Annotated in this window: 16 protein-coding genes, 1 tRNA gene and 1 pseudogene; 8 read left to right on the top strand and 10 right to left on the bottom strand. The window is 66.3% G+C overall.

What is annotated here, in order from left to right; translation table 11 throughout:
- Positions 1 to 127: 127 nt before the first annotated feature.
- Together NO887_RS07310 and NO887_RS07305 are read left to right on the top strand one after the other, a co-directional pair.
- Complete coding sequence (locus NO887_RS07310; RefSeq protein WP_256418011.1) at positions 128 to 592, top strand: PH domain-containing protein; 465 nt, start codon at positions 128 to 130, stop codon at positions 590 to 592.
- On the top strand, positions 589 to 2487 hold the full coding sequence (locus tag NO887_RS07305) for a PH domain-containing protein (protein WP_256417815.1): 1899 nt from the start codon (positions 589 to 591) through the stop codon (positions 2485 to 2487). The genes NO887_RS07310 and NO887_RS07305 overlap by 4 nt, the downstream gene beginning before the upstream one ends.
- A 39-nt stretch (positions 2488 to 2526) precedes the next feature.
- On the opposite strand, the pseudogene NO887_RS07300 reads toward NO887_RS07305, so the two are convergent.
- A pseudogene (locus tag NO887_RS07300) lies at positions 2527 to 3370 on the bottom strand (acyl-CoA dehydrogenase family protein); the annotation flags it as partial.
- A 63-nt stretch (positions 3371 to 3433) separates the two neighbouring features.
- On the opposite strand from NO887_RS07300, the gene NO887_RS07295 reads away from it, so the two are divergent.
- Positions 3434 to 4501 (top strand): phytoene/squalene synthase family protein, encoded by a 1068-nt coding sequence (locus tag NO887_RS07295; protein WP_256417814.1) that lies wholly within the window; start codon positions 3434 to 3436, stop codon positions 4499 to 4501.
- 54 nt (positions 4502 to 4555) lie between these two features.
- Here NO887_RS07295 and NO887_RS07290 read toward each other — a convergent pair whose 3' ends face one another.
- From NO887_RS07290 to guaB, 3 genes are all read right to left on the bottom strand, one after another.
- A complete protein-coding gene (locus NO887_RS07290) occupies positions 4556 to 6547 on the bottom strand; it encodes a DEAD/DEAH box helicase (protein ID WP_256417813.1) in 1992 nt (663 codons plus the stop codon).
- Positions 6548 to 6661: 114 nt separating this feature from the next.
- Positions 6662 to 7243 carry a HalX domain-containing protein gene (locus NO887_RS07285; RefSeq protein WP_256417812.1) on the bottom strand — a complete coding sequence of 194 codons (582 nt, stop codon included), beginning with the start codon at positions 7241 to 7243 and terminating at the stop codon, positions 6662 to 6664.
- 127 nt (positions 7244 to 7370) lie between these two features.
- Positions 7371 to 8858 carry an IMP dehydrogenase gene (gene guaB, locus NO887_RS07280; RefSeq protein ID WP_256417811.1) on the bottom strand — a complete coding sequence of 496 codons (1488 nt, stop codon included), beginning with the start codon at positions 8856 to 8858 and terminating at the stop codon, positions 7371 to 7373.
- A gap of 81 nt (positions 8859 to 8939) precedes the next feature.
- Here guaB and NO887_RS18795 point away from each other — a divergent pair, with 81 nt between their 5' ends.
- The 4 genes from NO887_RS18795 (at position 8940) to NO887_RS07265 (ending at position 10900) form a co-directional block, all read left to right on the top strand.
- On the top strand, positions 8940 to 9374 hold the full coding sequence (locus tag NO887_RS18795; RefSeq protein WP_465262001.1) for a DUF8099 family protein: 435 nt from the start codon (positions 8940 to 8942) through the stop codon (positions 9372 to 9374).
- Positions 9375 to 10295, top strand: coding sequence for a DUF5794 domain-containing protein (locus NO887_RS07275; RefSeq protein ID WP_256417810.1), 921 nt, complete (start codon positions 9375 to 9377; stop codon positions 10293 to 10295). It abuts the gene before it with no gap.
- A gap of 87 nt (positions 10296 to 10382) precedes the next feature.
- Positions 10383 to 10607: a DUF5795 family protein gene (locus NO887_RS07270; RefSeq protein ID WP_256417809.1), complete on the top strand. Its 225-nt coding sequence runs from the start codon at positions 10383 to 10385 to the stop codon at positions 10605 to 10607.
- Positions 10608 to 10725: 118 nt separating this feature from the next.
- Positions 10726 to 10900 (top strand) — tRNA-Trp (locus NO887_RS07265).
- A 152-nt stretch (positions 10901 to 11052) separates the two neighbouring features.
- Here the strand turns inward: NO887_RS07265 and NO887_RS07260 are convergent.
- The 3 genes from NO887_RS07260 to NO887_RS07250 form a co-directional block, all read right to left on the bottom strand.
- Positions 11053 to 12261, bottom strand: coding sequence for an LEA/WHy family protein (locus NO887_RS07260; RefSeq protein ID WP_256417808.1), 1209 nt, complete (start codon positions 12259 to 12261; stop codon positions 11053 to 11055).
- Between the two features lie 67 nt (positions 12262 to 12328).
- Positions 12329 to 12526 carry a DUF5800 family protein gene (locus tag NO887_RS07255; protein WP_256417807.1) on the bottom strand — a complete coding sequence of 66 codons (198 nt, stop codon included), beginning with the start codon at positions 12524 to 12526 and terminating at the stop codon, positions 12329 to 12331.
- Positions 12527 to 12616: 90 nt separating this feature from the next.
- Positions 12617 to 12799 (bottom strand): DUF5786 family protein, encoded by a 183-nt coding sequence (locus NO887_RS07250; protein WP_256417806.1) that lies wholly within the window; start codon positions 12797 to 12799, stop codon positions 12617 to 12619.
- Positions 12800 to 12947: 148 nt separating this feature from the next.
- Here NO887_RS07250 and NO887_RS07245 point away from each other — a divergent pair, with 148 nt between their 5' ends.
- Positions 12948 to 13976, top strand: a complete 1029-nt coding sequence (locus NO887_RS07245) for a polymer-forming cytoskeletal protein (RefSeq protein WP_256417805.1) — start codon at positions 12948 to 12950, stop codon at positions 13974 to 13976.
- Positions 13977 to 14030: 54 nt separating this feature from the next.
- On the opposite strand, the gene purM is transcribed toward NO887_RS07245, so the two are convergent.
- From purM to NO887_RS07230, 3 genes are all read right to left on the bottom strand, one after another.
- A complete protein-coding gene (gene purM, locus NO887_RS07240; RefSeq protein WP_256417804.1) occupies positions 14031 to 15068 on the bottom strand; it encodes a phosphoribosylformylglycinamidine cyclo-ligase in 1038 nt (345 codons plus the stop codon).
- Between the two features lie 61 nt (positions 15069 to 15129).
- Positions 15130 to 15798 carry a zinc metalloprotease gene (locus NO887_RS07235; RefSeq protein WP_256417803.1) on the bottom strand — a complete coding sequence of 223 codons (669 nt, stop codon included), beginning with the start codon at positions 15796 to 15798 and terminating at the stop codon, positions 15130 to 15132.
- A complete protein-coding gene (locus tag NO887_RS07230; RefSeq protein ID WP_256417802.1) occupies positions 15795 to 17549 on the bottom strand; it encodes a TraB/GumN family protein in 1755 nt (584 codons plus the stop codon). Before NO887_RS07230 ends, NO887_RS07235 begins: the two co-directional genes overlap by 4 nt.
- Positions 17550 to 17593: the final 44 nt, after the last annotated feature.

Raw genomic sequence — 17593 nt, 5'->3', positions numbered from 1 at the left:
GTTGGGTCCGCGGCGTCCGATCTGTACTCTCCGCGTCTGGTCTGCATCCGCGACGACTGCCGGGGATTATTATGCGTTGGAGACAACCCACGTGTATGACTCTTCGATGCGTGACGAGGGCGGACCGATGACCGCCCAGTCGCTTCATCCCCGCGTACGGGTCGTGTGGATCCTCCGCGCAGCGCTCGTCGCCTTGGTGGCCGCCCTCCCGTTCGCGGCAGCGGCCTACGTGGTCGACCTCCCGCGATGGACACCGGTCGCGGCCGGCGGCGTCGTGCTCGTCGTCGGCGTCGCGCACGCCATTTTGAAGTATCGACGCTGGAGCTACGAGATCCGCGAGGACGCGCTGTACCTCGATCGCGGCGTGATCACACAGGTCCGGACCACCGTACCGCTGGTGCGGATCCAACACGTCGACTCGCGGCGCGGGCCGATCGAGCGCGGCGTCGGCCTCGCCTCCTGTGTGGTGTACACCGCCGGCTCCCGCGGCGCGGACGTCCGGATCCCGGGGCTGACGCCGAGCGGGGCGAGCGACCTCCGCGAGGAGCTGAAGCGACTGGCGATCCGCGCCGACGGGGAGGACGCGGTGTGAAACTCGCGCCCCAGTCGATCCCGTACCGCGCGCTCCAGAAGGTCTCGGGGTTCGTCGTCGTCGCCTTCTTCGTGGTGAACAGCAACGACTGGGGGCTACCGCTCGCCGTCGGAGCCGCCGGGGCGCTGCTTCTCGCCGCGTTCGGCTACGAGACGGCGTACTACCGGCGGTTCGACTACGAACTCACGCCCGACACCCTCGACATCGCGTCGGGCGTGATCTCCCGGCGCGAGCGGGAGATCCCGTACCGCCGGATCCAGAACGTCGACGTGAGTCAGAGCGTGATCCAGCGAGCGATCGGGATCGCAGCCGTTGACCTAGAGACGGCTGGGGGGTCGAGCACCGAGGGCTCGATCCGGTTCGTCACGCCCTCCGAGTCGACCCGGATTCAACGGGAGGTCCAGCGTCGGAAGAGTGGTGCAGACGGCGAGAAACGTACGGAGGGCGACGCCGACGGGACGGCGTCGGCCGGCGGGACGAGCGCGAAGGGGGAGACGGACCTGTTCGCCATCTCTCCGAAGGAACTGGCGCTCGTCGGTGCGCTCTCGTTCGACGGGCGACTGATCGGTCTTCTGGCGTTTCTGAGCTCCGGCTCTTTCCCAGTGCTCTCGGGTTTCCTTCCGGACGCGGACGCTGCCGCGCTCACCGCAACCGCGATCGTCGCCGTCGGCGGTCTGTTCCTAGTGTCGTGGGTGCTCGGCGCAGGCGTCGCGTTCTCGAACTACTACGGGTTCCGGCTCTCACGCGCCGGCGACGAACTGCGATACGAGCGCGGGCTCTTCCGCCGCTACAGCGGCTCGATCCCGACCGAGAAGGTACAGACGCTCACGATCACCGACAACCCGGCGAAGCGCGCGCTCGGCTACGCGAGCCTCGCCATCGAGACCGCCGGCTACGCGCCGGGACAGAACGGCGACCAGGGGAGCCAGTCGGCGGTTCCGATCGCCGAGACGGAGCGGGTCTACGGGCTCGCGCGCGAGATCGAGCCGTTCGGCGATCCGCACTTCGAGCGACCGCCGAAGCGGATCCGGTGGCGGTACGCGTTCCGGTACGCGATGGCCGTCGGCGTCCTGACCGGGATCGCGTTCGCGGTCGACTGGTACTTCGCCGCCGACCTACCGTGGCTCGGGCCGCTGGCGCTCCTCGCCGCCGTGCCGCTCGCCGCGCACCTCAAGTGGAAACACCGCGGCTACTGGATCGGCGAGGATCACCTGCTCACGCGGAACGGGTTCTGGAGCCGCACGGTGACTGTCGTCCCGTACTACCGGATTCAGAACGTCATCGACAGCCGCACCGTGTTCCAGCGCCGCTGGGGCGTGGCGACGATCGTCGCCGACACCGCCGGATCCAGTTCGCTCACCGGCACCGAGGCCGCCGCAGTCGACATCGCGGTCGACGACGCGGTCGCTCTCCGCGGGACACTTCGCGAGCGACTCCACGAGGCCGTGGCGACGCGCCGCCGTCGGCGAAGCGGATTCGAGTGGGCCGAGGGCGAACGCGTCGACAAGAACGTCGAAGTCGGCGGTGACGACGACGACGCGACCACGGAGACGGCTGATGCAGATGTATCCGATCCGGACACCCACGGCGACACGGACGCCACCGATCGGGACGCCGCCGACCCTCCAGACGGCGTGATCCGACCTGATTTCGCGGGGAGCGATCGCGACTACTCCGAGCCGGCGGAGCGCGTCGACACCGGCGACTACGCGGTCGATCGATTCCCGTCCGACGCCGAGGTGGCAGATCGGACGGCGGGTGACGACGACCGCGGAACCAGAGGCGATACCGACGCCGCAGACACGACCGAAAACGGCGGAAACGACGACGATTCCAGCGGTAGCGACACTGATGACACTGACGACATTGGCGACACAGACGGCCACGGCGGCTAACCCGCAGCGAGCGCCCGGAATTCTCCGACCGCCGCCGACCTACTCGTCTAGTAGCCGCTGGGCGATGGTGTTTCGTAGCACTTCACTCGTCCCCTCGTATATCTCGGAGAGTTTCGCGTCGCGGTAGAATCGCTCGGCCGGGAAGTCCTTAGTGTAGCCGTAGCCGCCGTGGATCTGGATCCCCTCATTGGCGACCTCCCTCGCGATCTCGGAGGCGTACAGCTTCGCCTGTGCGGCCTCCTTCACGAACGGCTCGCCGCGCATCTTCAGGTCGGTCGCCTCGTGCGTCAACAGCTTCGCGGCGCGGACCTTCGTGTCCATGTCCGCGAGCTTGTGTTGGATAGCCTGGAAGTCGGCGATCGGGCGGTCGAACTGTTCGCGCTCGCGCGTACGACTTCGCCTCGGCGAGCGCGGCACGAGCGATCCCGACCGACCGCGCTGCGATGGTGATACGACCGCCGTTCAGCGCCTTCAGCGCCTGCACGAATCCCTCGCCCTCCTCACCGAGCAGCCGAGTTTCGGGAATCCACATATCGTCGAATCGAAGCTCCGCTGTCGGGCACCCCTTGTCTCCGATCTTCTCCTCCGTTCCTTCGACGATGAACCCGTCGTCCTCGGTCGGACGGACAACGAACGCGGAGATCCCCTCTCGGCCGGCGTCCGGGTCAGTCTTCGCGAAGAGGACGACCGTGTCGGCGACGGACCCGTTCGACGTCCACAGCTTCCCGCCGTTCACGACGTAGCTGTCGCCGTCGCGCTCGGCGGTCGTGGACATGGCCGCCACGTCCGACCCGGCCGCTGCCTCCGAGAGTGCGAACGCGCCGATGTCGTCGCCCGCGGCCAGCGGCGTGAGGTACTCCTCCTTCTGAGCCTCGTCGCCGGACGGCCCGTGCTCCGCCGTTCCACGAGGCTTTTTATGCGTTGTGACGTAAGAGCCCATACCTGAATGAGCGGACGATCACACGGCCCCGTCGAACCCGACCTCTCGTGGTGTCACGAGGCGGTGCAGGGCGTCTCCCGAACATTCGCGCTGACCGTCGACGTGTTAGAGGAGCCGATGGCCTCGCAGATCTGCGTGGGATACCTCCTCTGCCGGGTCGCCGACACCGTCGAAGACGCGGGGCATATCCCGCCAGCCGCCCAGAGCGACGTTTTGCGGACGTACCGCCGCGCGCTCGACCCCGACAGCGATGACGACATCGCGGCGTTCCGCGAGGCGGTCGACGAGTGGCTCCCGGCTCCCGCCGAACGCGACGACGACTGGGAGGTCGTCGCCGAGGTTCCCACGATCGTAGCGACATTCGACGAACTCGACCCCGAGGCCCGTGCCGCGATCGTCCCGCCCGTCGTCGAGATGGTCGACGGGATGGCGATGTTCGTCGACCGCCACGCAACCGAGGGTGGGCTCCGGATCGACGACCGCGACGAGCTAGAGCAGTACTGCTACTACGCCGCCGGCACCGTCGGCAACCTCATCACGAACCTCCTCACCCGCGGCGATGTCACAGAAGACCGCGCGCGACGGCTCCGTGACACCGCCGAGGAGTTCGGCCTCCTCTTACAGCTCGTGAACGTCTCGAAGGACGTATACGACGACTACACCGAAGAGAACAACGTCTACCTCCCCGCCGAGTGGCTCGCTGACGAGGGTGTCGACCAAGAGCGCGTTATCCACCCGGCGAACCGCGAGTCGTCCGCCCGTGTGGTCGACCGCACCGCGGAGTTCGCCCGCTCGTTCCTCGACGACGCGCAGGCGTACATCGAGACGATGCCGCTCTCGAACGGGAACACGATGGAGGCGTGGACGGTCCCGTATCTGCTGGCCGTTGGAACGCTCCGCGAACTCAGTTCGCGTCCCGAAGACGCACTCACCGAGACCGGCGTGAAGATCTCCAGACAGGAGGTGTTCGCCGTGATGTCGGTCGCCGGCGAGGTCGGTCGCGACTCGCTCGCGGACCTCCGGAAGACGATCGCCCGGACCCCGTTCCACAGGGCGGTTGAGCCGGCAGACTGATCGGGTCGATCGGCCGGTTCGCGGCTCGTTTCGACAGCAATTCTCAACAGACACTCACAGTCGCGAGCGCGCTCGCGGTACCGACGGCACGCTGACACCAATCGTATCCGCGAGTGCCTGGGCTGCGCTCAACAGCCACTCCGCGCGTTCGACGCGGGAGTCGAGATCTCCCGGACCGATCCGATAGGCCTCGACCAGTTCTTCGACGGTCGCACCCTCGATCCACTCGTCGAGGATGCGGGCCGTCTTCACCGACTCTAACCACCCCTCGAAGTCGTCCGTCTCGCGCATTCCAGTCGTCAACGCTCCCGAATTCGCCCGCGCGAACCGGTACATCTCGGCGCGTTCCTCGTTGCCGAGATAGGTGTCCTGCATGTCCGGGGTGTCGCAGATCAGTTCGAACGCGGTGAGCGTCGTCGCGTTCGGCATCACGGCGGCCGTCCGCAGCCCGTCGACGACCCGTTCGCCCGTCTCCGGGCGGACGTACTGCCGCGAGGTCGTCTCGCCGACCGGCGTGGCGACGATCCGGTAGTCACCGACGCCACCGGCGGTCTCCCTGCGGACCATGCCGGCCGCGACGAGGTCGTCGACGGTGTCTCCGACCGCGTCCGCCAGTCCGCCGGCACCCGCCTCGCGGGCGTAGAAGGTACCTTCGAACACGTCGAGGATCTCCGATTCGGTCTCGGCGAATCCGGTCGCGATCGCCGAGAGAACGTGCGTCCGAAGCGACGCCGGGTCAGAGAGGGTCGACTCGACAGCCTCCGGCTCGCCGTCGACGTATCGCTCGACGAGTTCGTCTCTGGAGTCTGACTCACCGACGAGGACGGCCTCGCCGTGCGGATCGAGGCCGGGACGGCCGGCTCGACCGCACATCTGATGAACTTCGAGGGTCGGAAGCCATTCCATCGCCGAACCGGTGTACCGCTTCTGGTCGCGGACGACGACGCGTCGCGCCGGGACGTTGACGCCCGCCGCGAGGGTCGGCGTCGCACAGATACAGGCTACGTCGCGGTCGCGGAACGCCGATTCGACCACGGTTCGGTGACCGGACCGGAGCCCGGCGTGGTGGAACGCTACGCCAGATCGGAGGCAGTCGGCGAGTTGATGTCCGGTCACCGTGCCGTCGACCGCAGCGGCCTCGTCGCCGGCGGCGGCCGCAGCAGCCTCGATTCCCATCTGCTCTGCGAGTCCGTCCGCGGCGAGCCGCTGCGCCAGCGACACCGCCTCCGCCCGCGATCGAACGAACGCGAGACACTGACCGCCTTCGGCGACCGTGTTGGCGACGAGAGCGGCCGTGACGTCGGTGTCGTCGAGATCGGACCCGCCGTCGTCACTCCCATCACCATCGCCGCCGTTTCCGCCCTTGCGAGCCGGCCCGTCAAGCGGAATCTCCCGAGTCGTGCCGTCGTCGAAGTCGATAGACCCGCCGACGGCGACACCGGTGCGGAGGTCGACCGGACGCCAAGTGGACTGAATGAGCGTCGCGTCCAGCCACGCCGCTATCGCGTCCGGGTTGTCGACCGTCGCGGAGAGCGCGACGACTTGGATGTCGGGGTTCTGTCGCCGGAGCGTCGCGACCGTCACTTCGAGAGTCGGCCCACGTCGGTCCGCGTCGAGGAGGTGCACTTCGTCGACGACGACGCACGCCAGCTCGTCGACCCACGACGCGCCGTTGCGAATCGCCGAGTCGATCTTCTCGCTCGTGGCGACAATGATATCGTTGCCCGCGAGCGCCTCGCCCGACGCGTCGAAGTCGCCGGTGGAGATCCCCACCTCGAGGTCGGGAAGCGAGGCGAACGCCTCGTACTTCTCACGCGCGAGTGCTCGAAGCGGACAGACGTACAGCCCTGGTCCATCGGCCGTCAACAGCGCCAACTGTGCGATGAACGTCTTGCCGGAGGCGGTCGGGATTGCCGCAACGACGTTCGACCCCTCACAGACTCCCGCGTCGACCGCCGCCGCCTGCGGCGGGTACAGCTCTCGAATACCGTTCTCGACGAAGTGTTCGGTGTACGCCGACGAGAGCGGCAGATTCCGGACGCGCATTATCGGATCGATTCGGCGTCGTGGTAGTTAAACAATCGCCGCAGAAGTCCGTTTTCAGCGGACGATGGTCCGCCCATCAGAGACCGTCGGGGGGCGGCGCGTCCTGACCGCCAGTCACTCTTTGGTGTCGAACTCGCTGAACAGCCGCTCGAAATCGTCGTCTTCGGTCGCTGCCTCAAGCGATTCGTCCGCCTTCGCTCGGAGTTCCTCGATGCGCTCCGTCAGGTTCTGGTACTCCTTGTTGTCCGCGAGTTCTGTGGCGCTTTTTTCCGTCTCCAGTATCGCCTTCTTCGAGGTCAGAGAGAACAGCTCCTGCACGTCCGTGTCGTATTCGCCGCGGCGCAACAGGCCGTCGACCGTCTCGCGGAGGGTGTCGCTCGTGACGGGTTTCACGAGGTAGTCGTCGAATCCCATCTTCAGGATGTCGAAGTCCGGTTCGACCGCGGTAACCATCGCGACGCGACACTCGATCCCGCGCTCTCTGACAGCGGCGAGCACCTCGTCGCCGGAAAGTCCGGGCATCCGCCTGTCGAGAAGAATCGCGTCCACCTCGCCGGCCTCGTCGATCTGATCGAGCGCCTCCTGTCCGCCGTACGCGGTCAAAACGCGATACTCGTCGCTGAGCCACGCGGCGTACAGGTCGGCCAAGTCGGGCTCGTCCTCGACCACAAGGACGAGCGGCGGTTGCTCACTCATGAATGACCGGAGCGACGAGGTGTTCGCTCACACGATTCGTCTCTGCGCGGAGTATATTAAAATACCTTTTCTGGCCCGCGTCGCCGGTTTCGCCTCCCGGCATTCGTCGAAAGCGGCGTTCGCTCACTCACTCGTTCGGGCTGTAGTTCGGGGCCTCGTCGGTGATCATCACGTCGTGGGGATGACTCTCGCTCTGTCCGGCACTGGAGACACGGACGAACTCGGCTCGCTCGTGGAGTTCGGGAATGGTCTCCGCGCCCACGTACCCCATCCCGGAGCACACCCCGCCCGTGAGCTGGTGGAGTTCGGAGGCGAGACTGCCCTTGTACGGCGTCGCGGCCTCGACGCCCTCCGGGACGAACTCCTCGTCTTCGCTCTCTTCTTTCAGGTAGCGATCGCCGCCGCCAGACTTCATCGCTCCGACGGACCCCATTCCGCGGTACTGCTTGTACTTTTTCCCCTGCATCGTGATGACGCGTCCCGGTGCCTCGTCGGTCCCGGCGAAGTACGAACCGAGCATGACCGCGTTCGCGCCCGCCGCGAGCGCTTTGATTGCGTCGCCCGAGTAGCGGATTCCGCCGTCGGCGATCACGGGAACATCGTGTTCGACCGCCACGTCTGCGACCTCGGACACCGCCGTCATCTGCGGCATCCCCGCGCCGCTCACCACGCGCGTCGTACAGATCGATCCCGGACCGATGCCAACTTTCAGCCCGTCTGCAAAGTCGACGGCAGCCTCGGCGGCCTCTCGCGTCCCGATGTTTCCGACGACAACGTCGGCGTCGACCGTCTCTTTGATCGCTCGCGCCGAGTCGAGCACGTTGAGGTTGTGGGCGTGCGCGCAGTCGATGAAGATCACGTCGGCGTCGGCCTCGTCGGCCGCGACCGCACGCTCCTCCTCGAACGGGCCCACAGCGACTCCGGCGAGTAACCGCCCGTCGTCGTCGCGGGCAGCCTCCTCGTGTTCGCGCCGCTGGAGAATTCCCTGCATCGTGACGAGGCCAACGAGGCGGTCGCCGTCGGCGACGAGCGGGACCCGCTCGATCTTGTGGTCGTACATCAGTTCAAGTGCCTCACGGGCGTCGACGTCCTCCGGGGCGGTGATGACCTCGTCGGTCATGGCCTCACGAACCGCGTCGTCCTCGCCGACCTCGAGGTACGGCCGGATGTCGGTCCCGGAGATGATTCCGAGCACGGTGTCGGCGTCGTCAACGACCGGGGCCCCGGAGACGCCCTCCCGCTCCATCAGCGTGTCTGCCTCGCGGACGGTGTCGTCCGGCGAGACGGTCACGACATCTTCGCGGCGGATGACGAGTTCGTGCGCGCGCTTGATCCGCTCGACCTCCGCCGCGGTCTCTTCGACGGTCATGTTTCGGTGGAGGACGCCGAGCCCGCCCTCGCGAGCCATCGCGATCGCGAGGTTGCTCTCGGTGACGGTGTCCATCGCCGCCGAGAGGACCGGAACGGTGAGTTCGACGTTCTTCGAGACGCGTGCGGAGAGGTCGGCGTCGTCGGGTTCGACCCGACTCTCTTTGGGACGGAGGAGCACGTCGTCGAACGTCAACGCCTCTGGAACGTCCAGCTTCGCGGAGAACTGACCAGAATCTGTCGCCATATAAACCGTCGTGACCCCCCGATAAAAAGCGTTGCGAGTCAGCACAGATGTGTACGTCGTTACCATCCAAACTACCGAATAATGCATGATAGTGCATCAGCCGGGAGGGCCCGGCGGGACGCGCCAACCCAGTATCTCCAAGGATCGGATATCTGTCGGCTGATCGGTGATACGGTGTCGAATCGCCAGTATGAAACCGAATTTGGGATTGCATCCCCATCGAGAATGGAACTTATCTCAAAAGAATTGATTCCGTGTGCGGACTCATCTCACACAATCTTTAACGCGGACGAAACTGATATTACGTTCATGGACACCGACAGTCTCGTGACCATGCGTATCGCCGGCCAGCCGATCTATGATCTCGGCACCGCCTTTACAGCCGGCAATACGCACAAATGGTTTACAGGGGCTCGTCGGGCCGCCCGCGGATTTGACTCCGTTTGCCGGGCTCTCGGCTATCGCGGGTCGTCCGCTTCCCACCGTCTTCCCCTCGGTCAGGGATATCGTCCCTGAATGAGCGTCTCACGTCATCCAGTCGCCCTCCGCCTAGAGCGACGAGTCGGCAGCGCGACGAAGCTGCTGGCAACCGTGATGGTGCTCCCGCTCGTCGACGGGATCTTCCCGGCCCTCGTCGTCGCCGGCGTCATGGGGACGGCGACCGGCGTCGTCGAGACCGGAATCTTGATCTTCGGTGGGTCAGCGACTGCGGCCGTCATCTTGGCCGAGATGGACGGCGACCGCAGACAGATGGTCTCATCGGTGCTCCTGATCGGCGCGGTCATCATTCCGCTCGCCGCGATCGAGGCGGCGTTCGCACCCACCTTCCGGGGATTCCTGAATCTCCCCGTCTTCGAGCGGTTCGCCGGGCTCGTGATCCTCACGATCGCCGCCAAGACGGCCAGTTCCGAGATCGGCGAACACCTGCCGAGTCCCGGGATCATCATTGCGCTCGGACTCGTTGCGAGCTTCGAGCCCACCGGCTTCGCGATCGAGACGTCGCCGGAGTACGTACTCAACGGAGCCGCCGCGGCCGGCGTCGGCGTCGCGTTCGCGCTGGCGATCGCGGTGCTGTCACCGCACCTCCGTGGACGCGTCGACATCGATCGGTTCCGCTTCGGATCCGCGGTCGCGCTCGGCGTGCTCGCGCTTCCGATCCTGCTCGGGCCGTTCGAACTCATGCAGACCGACGCGCCGATCGCGCTTGCGGTGCTCGCCGTGACCACGCTGTTCGCGTACGACCCGAACGCCGGTCCGTCCGCGGAAGACGACGCCGATCAGACGGACGACGCACCCTCGGACGCCGCGGCGGCAGACGATGGCGCGTCTTCGCCCGCGGACGGCATCGCAGACGGTGACGAGCCCTCGCGGACCGGCGACGAGTCCGACGGGACGGACCCGTTCGCCGAGGACGACTCGCGGGCACCGTGGCTATAGGTCGGGCGATCGTCGCCAATCTCCGTTTCGTGTGATCCGACCTGTCCGTGTCGCCGGTATTTAGGTGATGGACAGTGTACACCAGCTATGTCAAACCGCGTCGTGCAGGGGCGGATGGTGACGCCCGAGAAGCTCGCAGAGCTCGTCGAAGGGGAGTCGGTGCTAGAGGCGGAGTCTATCACGGATGCCGATCGTGAATGCCCGGAGTGCGGCGGCGACGTCATCTCGGTGGGCTACATGCCGAGCGTGACCGAGTTCGTCACGGGATACAAATGTCAGGAGTGCGACTGGAGCGCCGACGATCGGGAGTGACGCCGAGATGGTCGGGACGGCTGTAAACGTGAACTCGTCACGTTCACGTCTCCCGATCGGCCGTGATCGAAACCCCTTTATCTGCGTTTCGGCAACGTGCTAACGCGAGATCACGCGTGGGGCTGTGGCCAAGCCAGGCATGGCGACTGACTCCAGAGGCTCGCGCCCGGGACGACACTCCAGACTGATATACCGAGCGGCCGACTGATCATCGGTCGTGTTGACGACCCTCTGGAGTTCCGAGGCGCACCGGAGATATCAGTCGATCGGGGGTTCAAATCCCTCCGGCCCCATTATCTCGGGTTCCAACCACTTTGAGACACATCTGTCTGATTCGGCGAAGATCATACTCGATAGCGGGTATTCTGCACTACCTGCCGGAATCTCTAGAGCGACCGCGACGTATTGGAAGACCACCACTACTGACCGAACTGGACCAGTTGACTCAAAGCGGCAACACGCCGCCGTCCGTCTGGCCGCCGTCGTCTGTGGTGTTGTCGTCAGACGTATTCTCGTCGTCAGTTTCGTCTGTCGTATTCTCGTCCTCGTCCGTTCCATCGTCCGTCCCGTCAGTCGATCCGTCGGTGTTGCCGCCGCTCTCGTCGTCTGTGCCCCCGTCGTCGGAGGTAGACCCGTCGTCGCCAGCGGATCCGTCTCCGCTCGCGTCGCCGTCTCGCACGTCTTCTCCTTCGCCGAAGATATCGGTCTCGACGGTCTCCTCGTAGGTGAGTTCGTCGAGGGGGACCGTGACCTCTTGGCCACCGGGGAGTTCGACCACGGCATAGAAGTCGATCCGGAGGTCGCTCACCTGATGGCCGTTGACCGTCTCGTCGAGATGGGTCACCCACCACTCGTCGAGCCGTTCGTTTCGGAGCCCGGCCGTGAGTTCGATCGTTTCGGTGCTATGCGAGGGAATGACGTATCCCTCCTCGGTCCGTCCCGTCGCCATCTCGACGTCGTTCATCGTGACGGTGTAGCCAATCTCCGTTATCGCGTACGGCTCCAAGTTCGGATTGTAGACGGTGAACGCCATGTCGATCGGCGTCTCCGATTCGCTCACAGACCCCCACGATGCCTGCGTCTCGTTGACGTACAACACGGGATCGTCGACGAGTGCGCTGTCGGCGTTCACCGGCCGCGTCTCGTCAGAGGTGAATGCCCCGAGGAGGTCGGTCTCTATCTCGCGGGTTTGCGAGAAATCCACGCCGCGACCGAGCAACCCGGAAGTGGCGGTCGCCTCGATCCGTACCGTCGTCCGCTCGCCGTCGCGGACGTGGCTAACCCACCAAGCGGGGATGTCGTCGTTCTGGAGGCTGGTGTTGAACCGCAATGTCGAGTTGCCGGTCCCGATCTGGACCCCCTCGCGACCGCCCTGCGCCATCTCGATGTCGTTCATCGATATCGTGTAGTCGACGGCGACGCCGTCGAGTCCGACGCCGACCGGGTTCGGGTTCGACACCGTCAGGTCCGTCTCGATATCGGTCGTCTCGTTTGTCACCCCGCCGAAGGTGTTGTCGACTGCCGCGACGCTCGGCACGCCGAACAAGCCGAGGGCGAACCCCCCACCGATCGCTCCTCCGAGGACGAGCAGTCCGAGAAGCGCCATGCGTCTCTTCGAGCCGACGAGCGCCGAGAGCGTCTGCCGCGGATCCATACCGGCCCGAGTCGGTCGAGTGGTAAAGTCGTACTGCTGTGGCTCGGTTGGCGCGAACGGAGTATTCCTACAACACGTCGCCGATCCGCACAGGTTCGCCGTCGAGGGTCGGGTCCTCCGCGACGATCTGCAGAATTTCGTGGTCGGTGACGTCGCGGTACCCCTTCCCCGTCGCCTCCTCGATCAGGTCCTTCTCCAGTTCGAACTCGGTTCCCTCGTAGACGACATCGACTCCGTCTCTAGTGAATGATAAGTCAGTGCTCATGAGCGATCGTAGCCTCCGACGGGATAAAAGTGAACGCGTTCGCGGTCGAGTGGCGCACGCTGCTAGAGCCGCCACCCAAGTGCCCGAGAGCTATTCCTCGTGGGAGTCGTCTTTCATCTCCGAGAGACGACCGACGAGGTCGTCGGTCGACGCTCCGCCCTCGATGGAGACCTCGCCGTCGTGGTCGTTCTCGTGGACGTTCACGGCTCCGTCGTCGTCGGTGTCGACGTCTTGGTCCTTCTGTTCGCTCTCGTCGTACGATCCGAATCCCATATTGAGGCCTTCTCACCGGGACTCATAAGGATGGCGGCCCCCTCCCGCATCGAGAGAGATCCACACGCGGTTTGTCGTCGATTCCGCGCCGTCCGACGCGCGTCCGACTCCCCACACGGTTTATAGGTGCGGAGGGTGTGCTCTCGGTGTGTCGCTGCGAGGAGGCGATCCGATAGACAAGCTCGCGGTCCCGTCCGGGACGACCGTCGAGGAACACGATCTCGTCATCGACGGCGACGTGCTCGTGGGAAGTCAGTCGACGGTCGAGTTCGGGCTCCGCGGACGCAACGTCGCCATCGGCGAGCGCGTGAGCGTCGGGGGCGACATCGAGGCCGAAGGCGACTGTCGGCTCGACACGTGGTGTTCCGTCGACGGCAACGTGCTCGTCGGCGAAGACGCGTACATCGGCGAGCGGGTGACCGTCACCGGCCAGCTGATGGTCTCCGGCGACCTCGACATCGGCGACGACGTGACGATCGAGGAGGGGTTCGAGGCGAACGGGTGGATCGTCATTCGAAACCCGGTCCCCACGCTCGTCTTCTACTTCATCGTCCTCTCACAGCTCCTGCGGATCGGTGAGACCGATGCGGCAGACGAACTTGCGACGGCGCTCGCCGACGGTGACGACGTGCGCGACCCCCTGCTCGTCCCTCGCGGTGCCGAGATATCGGACGACGCGTGGCGCGTCTCGACGCCGGCAACCGTCGGCGACGACTGTCGACTCCACGGGAACATCCGGGCCGAGTCGATCCGCGTCGGCGAGCGCAACGAGGTGTTCGGGTCCCTACGCGCTCGCGAGGGAATCACGGTCGGCGCGGACACGGTCATCCACGGCGATGTCACCACCCGCGGCGGGACGGTCACCGTCGAGGCCGGCGCGCGGGTGCTCGGCGACATCTCCGCCGGTGACCTCGTCGTGCACGAGGATGCCGAGATAGACGGCACACTCCGTGCACGCGGCGAGATGAAGCTCGTTCAGGAAGTGGATCGAGAGCCGTCGAACACCCCATCGAGCGAGTCTGAGGACGACGAGGAGGCGTCTGCGGGCGACGAGGAGGAGACATCTGACGGCGACGACAGCGAGAGCGAAACCACCGAAGCCGAGTCGGACGGCGCGGCGGGGGCCACGGACGAGAATGCGACACCGACGGCGGACGCCGACGCAGAGGCGACGTAGCCGCCATTCGCCGGCTGAGAACACGCGATCATTCCTTACAGCTCAGTTCCTACCTTACAGCTCCAGTCCGCGTATTGACACGCTTCCCTCGTTGCCGTCGGCGTCCTCGACGCGGCCGATCACGCGTCCGTCCGCCGCCTCGGCCAGCGCACCAGCATCCGTCTCGTCCACGGCGGCGACGAAGCCGGTTCCCATATTAAAAGTCCGGTGCATCTCTTCGCCCGAGACGTTTCCCTCCGACTGGACGAACTCGAAGACGGGATGCGGGTCGAACGGGTCGTCGACGACGTACCGGTAGTCGCCGAGCCGGTCGAGGTTTGTCCAGCCGCCGCCGGTGATGTGGGCAGCGCCGTGAACGGCGTGGTCCCGCAGCGGACCGAGCAGGTTGGCGTAGATTTTGGTGGGTTCGAGTAGCGCCTCGCCGACCGTGTCGTACCCGTCGAACGGGAAGGGATCGTCGTACGCGTGATCCCGCGTTGCGGCCTCGCGAGCGAGCGTGAGCCCGTTCGAGTGGATTCCGGAGGAGCGCCAGCCGACGAGGGCGTCGCCGGGCCGCGCCGATCCCTCGAACACCCCGTCTTTCGGCGCGAGCCCGGCGCAGGTGCCGGCCAGATCGAGTCCCTTGATAACGTCCGGCATCACCGCGGTCTCGCCGCCGACGAGGGCCATGTCGGCCAGTTCTGCGCCGCGGGAGAGCCCCTCGCCGACCTGCTCTGCGAACCGCTCGTCGGGCTCTTCGACGGCAAGGTAGTCGACGAAGGCGACGGGTCGAACGCCGGCGGCGACGAGGTCGTTGACGTTCATCGCAATGCAGTCGATCCCGACCGTCGAGTAGTCGCCGAGCGCCTCGGCGACGAGTAGCTTCGTCCCGACGCCATCGGTCGCGAGCGCGAGGTAGCGGTCGCCGATGTCGATCAACCCGGCGTAGTCGCTGTCGGTCCCCTCGCCCGTCACGTCGCCGCCGGCCGCCCCGACCAGCGCCGCGGTCGCCGCCTCGCTCGCGTCGATGTCGACGCCGGCGTCGGCGTAGGTGAGTTCCTCGTCGGGTACGGCGTCGTCCTGCTCCTTTTCGGCGTCCTCGCCCTCTGTCATGTGTGTCGAGGGACGCTCGTGGAGCAAAAACGCACCGTTCCCGACGAGCGCGCGCCGGTCCTCAGAACGGGCCGCCGAACCCGAGCCCGCCGACGAACACGAGTCCGACGGCAAGGAGGACGGCGGGGACGAAGGACACAATCCAGACCGGCTTGCTCCACCCGAGCACGGTCTTGCCGTCGAGAGGGCCGTACGGGATCAGGTTGAACGCGGCGAGGAAGACGTTGATGGCCACGCCGCGCGCGCCGACGAGCGAGAGGATCGGGCTCCCGACCAGACTGCCGGCGGCCATCGCCGGGAGGAAGACGAGCGCCAGAACGCCGTTCGCCGCCGGACCCGCGAGCGCGATGTGGCCGTGCTCGCGGGGCGTCAGTCGTCCGCGGTGGTGGACCGCACCGGGCGCGGCGAAGATGAATCCCAAGAGCGAGCTCATCACGGCGAGAAAGAGCATGCTCGTGTCGGCGCGGAACTCGGCGACTTGGTCGTAGCGAACCGCGACGATTTTGTGTGCGAGTTCGTGGAGAAGGAACGCGACGCCTGCGGTCGAGAGCGCGACCGCGAGCGGCGCGACCACGCCGGCGGCGACGATCCGACCGATCCCCGCCGACCCGCCGACGAAGAAGAACATGAACGCGACGCCGAGCGCGAGCCACGCCACGAGCAGGTCCCGGATCTCGGTCCCGCTGAAGTACAGTCCGCCGATCCGCCGCCCCTGCGGTGTCCCGCTCATGCTCCCCCCGTGACTGCGTTTCCGACCAGTTCGGCACCGCGTCTCGCACCCTCGATCATCAGTCGGCTCACCTCGTCGACGCCGCCGACCTCCGCCCCGAACATCGCGGGGATGACGTACACGGCGAAGAGGAAGCTCGCGACGATGCTGCCGACGTTCGTCATCGCGACGACGACGATGAGTCGGAACAGCGGCACGTCGAGCATCGCCGAGACGAGGTCGCTCGGCGAGAGGGCCTCGTCCGAGAGCAGGTCGTTAAGCGTCCCGATGTCGCCGACGTTCACCGTCAGCGTCCGGAGTTCGACGTAGCCGGTGAACCAGCCGGGAGCGAGCATCGGATTGATCGAGGTCATCCACGCGACGGCACCGCCGACGCCGGCGGACAGCCAGCGTGCGCCGGCGATCTTGGCGAACGCGAACGCGAAGACGCCGTTGATCAGAAACCACGCGCCGAACAGCCGGAACAGGAAGGCGTTCTCGACGCCGGCGAGCGCGAGCAGGACGAAGAACGCCACGAACCCGACCGTGATACCGTAGCCGATCAGCTTCTTCCAGGGGAACCCTCGTCCGTCTTCGCGGCCGACCAAGTCCGCCATGGGGGGAAGCGACGACGGGTTCGTGAGGTATCGTTCGATGCCCTCGCGGTGGCCGGCACCGACGACCGCGACGACGTCGTGGCCGGCCTCGCGGAGCGCGACGAGCCGATGGGCGATGAAGGCGTCGCGCTCGTCGATGAGCGCCTCCGCGCCGCCCGGCGAGAACTGGCGGAACTCCTCCATCATCATGGTCACCACGTCGGCGTCGGTGAGGTCGTCGACATCGAGCCCCTCGATCCCCTCATATTCGGTGTCGCTTCCGCCCCTCCCGGCCAGTCCGAGCAGGGCGGCCACGACGACGCCGAACGTGAGCCCGAACGCGAGTCCGAGTCCGAGGCTCCCGATAGCGGTGACGATGAACCCGCCGAGATACGCCGCGACGAGTCCATCCGCGAGCCCGAACGCCGCAACGACGATCCCGGACCCGACGCCGAGCGCGCTCGCCGCGTAAAGCCGTGCATCGGGGGAGAGTCCGGCCTTTCCGACCTGATCGACGACGAGGCCGACCCCGACTGCCGCGAGCACGCCGCCGGCGACGCTTGTCAACAGTGCGTCTGAGATCCCGAGTGCGCCGCCGAACAGCCCGATGACCGGTCCGGCGAGGATCCCGACGAACAGCCCGACGACGACGCCGACGATCCGGGGATCCGTAATTCCAAACGCCAGCCCGCCGACCATCCGAAGCTTTTCCGTGAGCGACATCCGCGCCCAGAAGCGCTGGATCGTCGTTTGGATGTCGCGGTCAACGAGGGCGACGTCGATCCCGAGTCCCTCCGCGACGTCGATGGCCGCGCGCATGTCGGCTCCCGGCTCGATGTCGAAGCGGTCGCCGAGCTGCGTCTGCACGTACGAGAGCATCCAGTACGCGAGAAACTGGAAGACAGTGTTCCCTTTGAGCAGATCGCCGGCATCCAGATCGTCGGGCGTTTCGCCTTGCATCTGGCGGTATCGCCCCTCGTCGAGTTCGACGGCGACGACATCGGGGCGCTCCCGCTCTATCGTCTCTTCGACCTCGTCGACGGAGCGCTCGGAGACGTGCGCGGTCCCGACGACCGTCACGGAGCCCGTCGCCGGATCCGCCGACTGGCTCGCCGGGGAGTCGGTCGCCGTCGGGGGGGAGGACCGTCCCTCGGCGTCCCCTGGCGTCTCTGTCATTGCCACGCCCTACTCCGTCGCCGCGTTTAGGGTTTGTGAGTCGA

Origin of the sequence: Halorubrum laminariae (assembly GCF_024494655.1) — an archaeon.
Lineage (GTDB): Archaea > Halobacteriota > Halobacteria > Halobacteriales > Haloferacaceae > Halorubrum > Halorubrum laminariae.
The sequence above is the reverse complement of the archived record's forward strand: the minus strand, read 5'-3'. Positions and strand labels throughout refer to the sequence as shown.

What these genes read in the sequence shown, in the direction of transcription:
- NO887_RS07310 (WP_256418011.1), top strand. Translation starts at nt 128, where the DNA reads ATGACCGCCCAGTCGCTTCATCCCCGCGTACGGGTCGTGTGGATCCTC.
- NO887_RS07295 (WP_256417814.1), top strand. Translation starts at nt 3,434, where the DNA reads ATGAGCGGACGATCACACGGCCCCGTCGAACCCGACCTCTCGTGGTGT.
- NO887_RS07290 (WP_256417813.1), bottom strand. Translation starts at nt 6,547, where the DNA reads ATGCGCGTCCGGAATCTGCCGCTCTCGTCGGCGTACACCGAACACTTC.
- NO887_RS07285 (WP_256417812.1), bottom strand. Translation starts at nt 7,243, where the DNA reads ATGAGTGAGCAACCGCCGCTCGTCCTTGTGGTCGAGGACGAGCCCGAC.
- guaB (WP_256417811.1), bottom strand. Translation starts at nt 8,858, where the DNA reads ATGGCGACAGATTCTGGTCAGTTCTCCGCGAAGCTGGACGTTCCAGAG.
- NO887_RS18795 (WP_465262001.1), top strand. Translation starts at nt 8,940, where the DNA reads ATGCATGATAGTGCATCAGCCGGGAGGGCCCGGCGGGACGCGCCAACC.
- NO887_RS07275 (WP_256417810.1), top strand. Translation starts at nt 9,375, where the DNA reads ATGAGCGTCTCACGTCATCCAGTCGCCCTCCGCCTAGAGCGACGAGTC.
- NO887_RS07270 (WP_256417809.1), top strand. Translation starts at nt 10,383, where the DNA reads ATGTCAAACCGCGTCGTGCAGGGGCGGATGGTGACGCCCGAGAAGCTC.
- NO887_RS07260 (WP_256417808.1), bottom strand. Translation starts at nt 12,261, where the DNA reads ATGGATCCGCGGCAGACGCTCTCGGCGCTCGTCGGCTCGAAGAGACGC.
- NO887_RS07255 (WP_256417807.1), bottom strand. Translation starts at nt 12,526, where the DNA reads ATGAGCACTGACTTATCATTCACTAGAGACGGAGTCGATGTCGTCTAC.
- NO887_RS07250 (WP_256417806.1), bottom strand. Translation starts at nt 12,799, where the DNA reads ATGGGATTCGGATCGTACGACGAGAGCGAACAGAAGGACCAAGACGTC.
- purM (WP_256417804.1), bottom strand. Translation starts at nt 15,068, where the DNA reads ATGACAGAGGGCGAGGACGCCGAAAAGGAGCAGGACGACGCCGTACCC.
- NO887_RS07235 (WP_256417803.1), bottom strand. Translation starts at nt 15,798, where the DNA reads ATGAGCGGGACACCGCAGGGGCGGCGGATCGGCGGACTGTACTTCAGC.
- NO887_RS07230 (WP_256417802.1), bottom strand. Translation starts at nt 17,549, where the DNA reads ATGACAGAGACGCCAGGGGACGCCGAGGGACGGTCCTCCCCCCCGACG.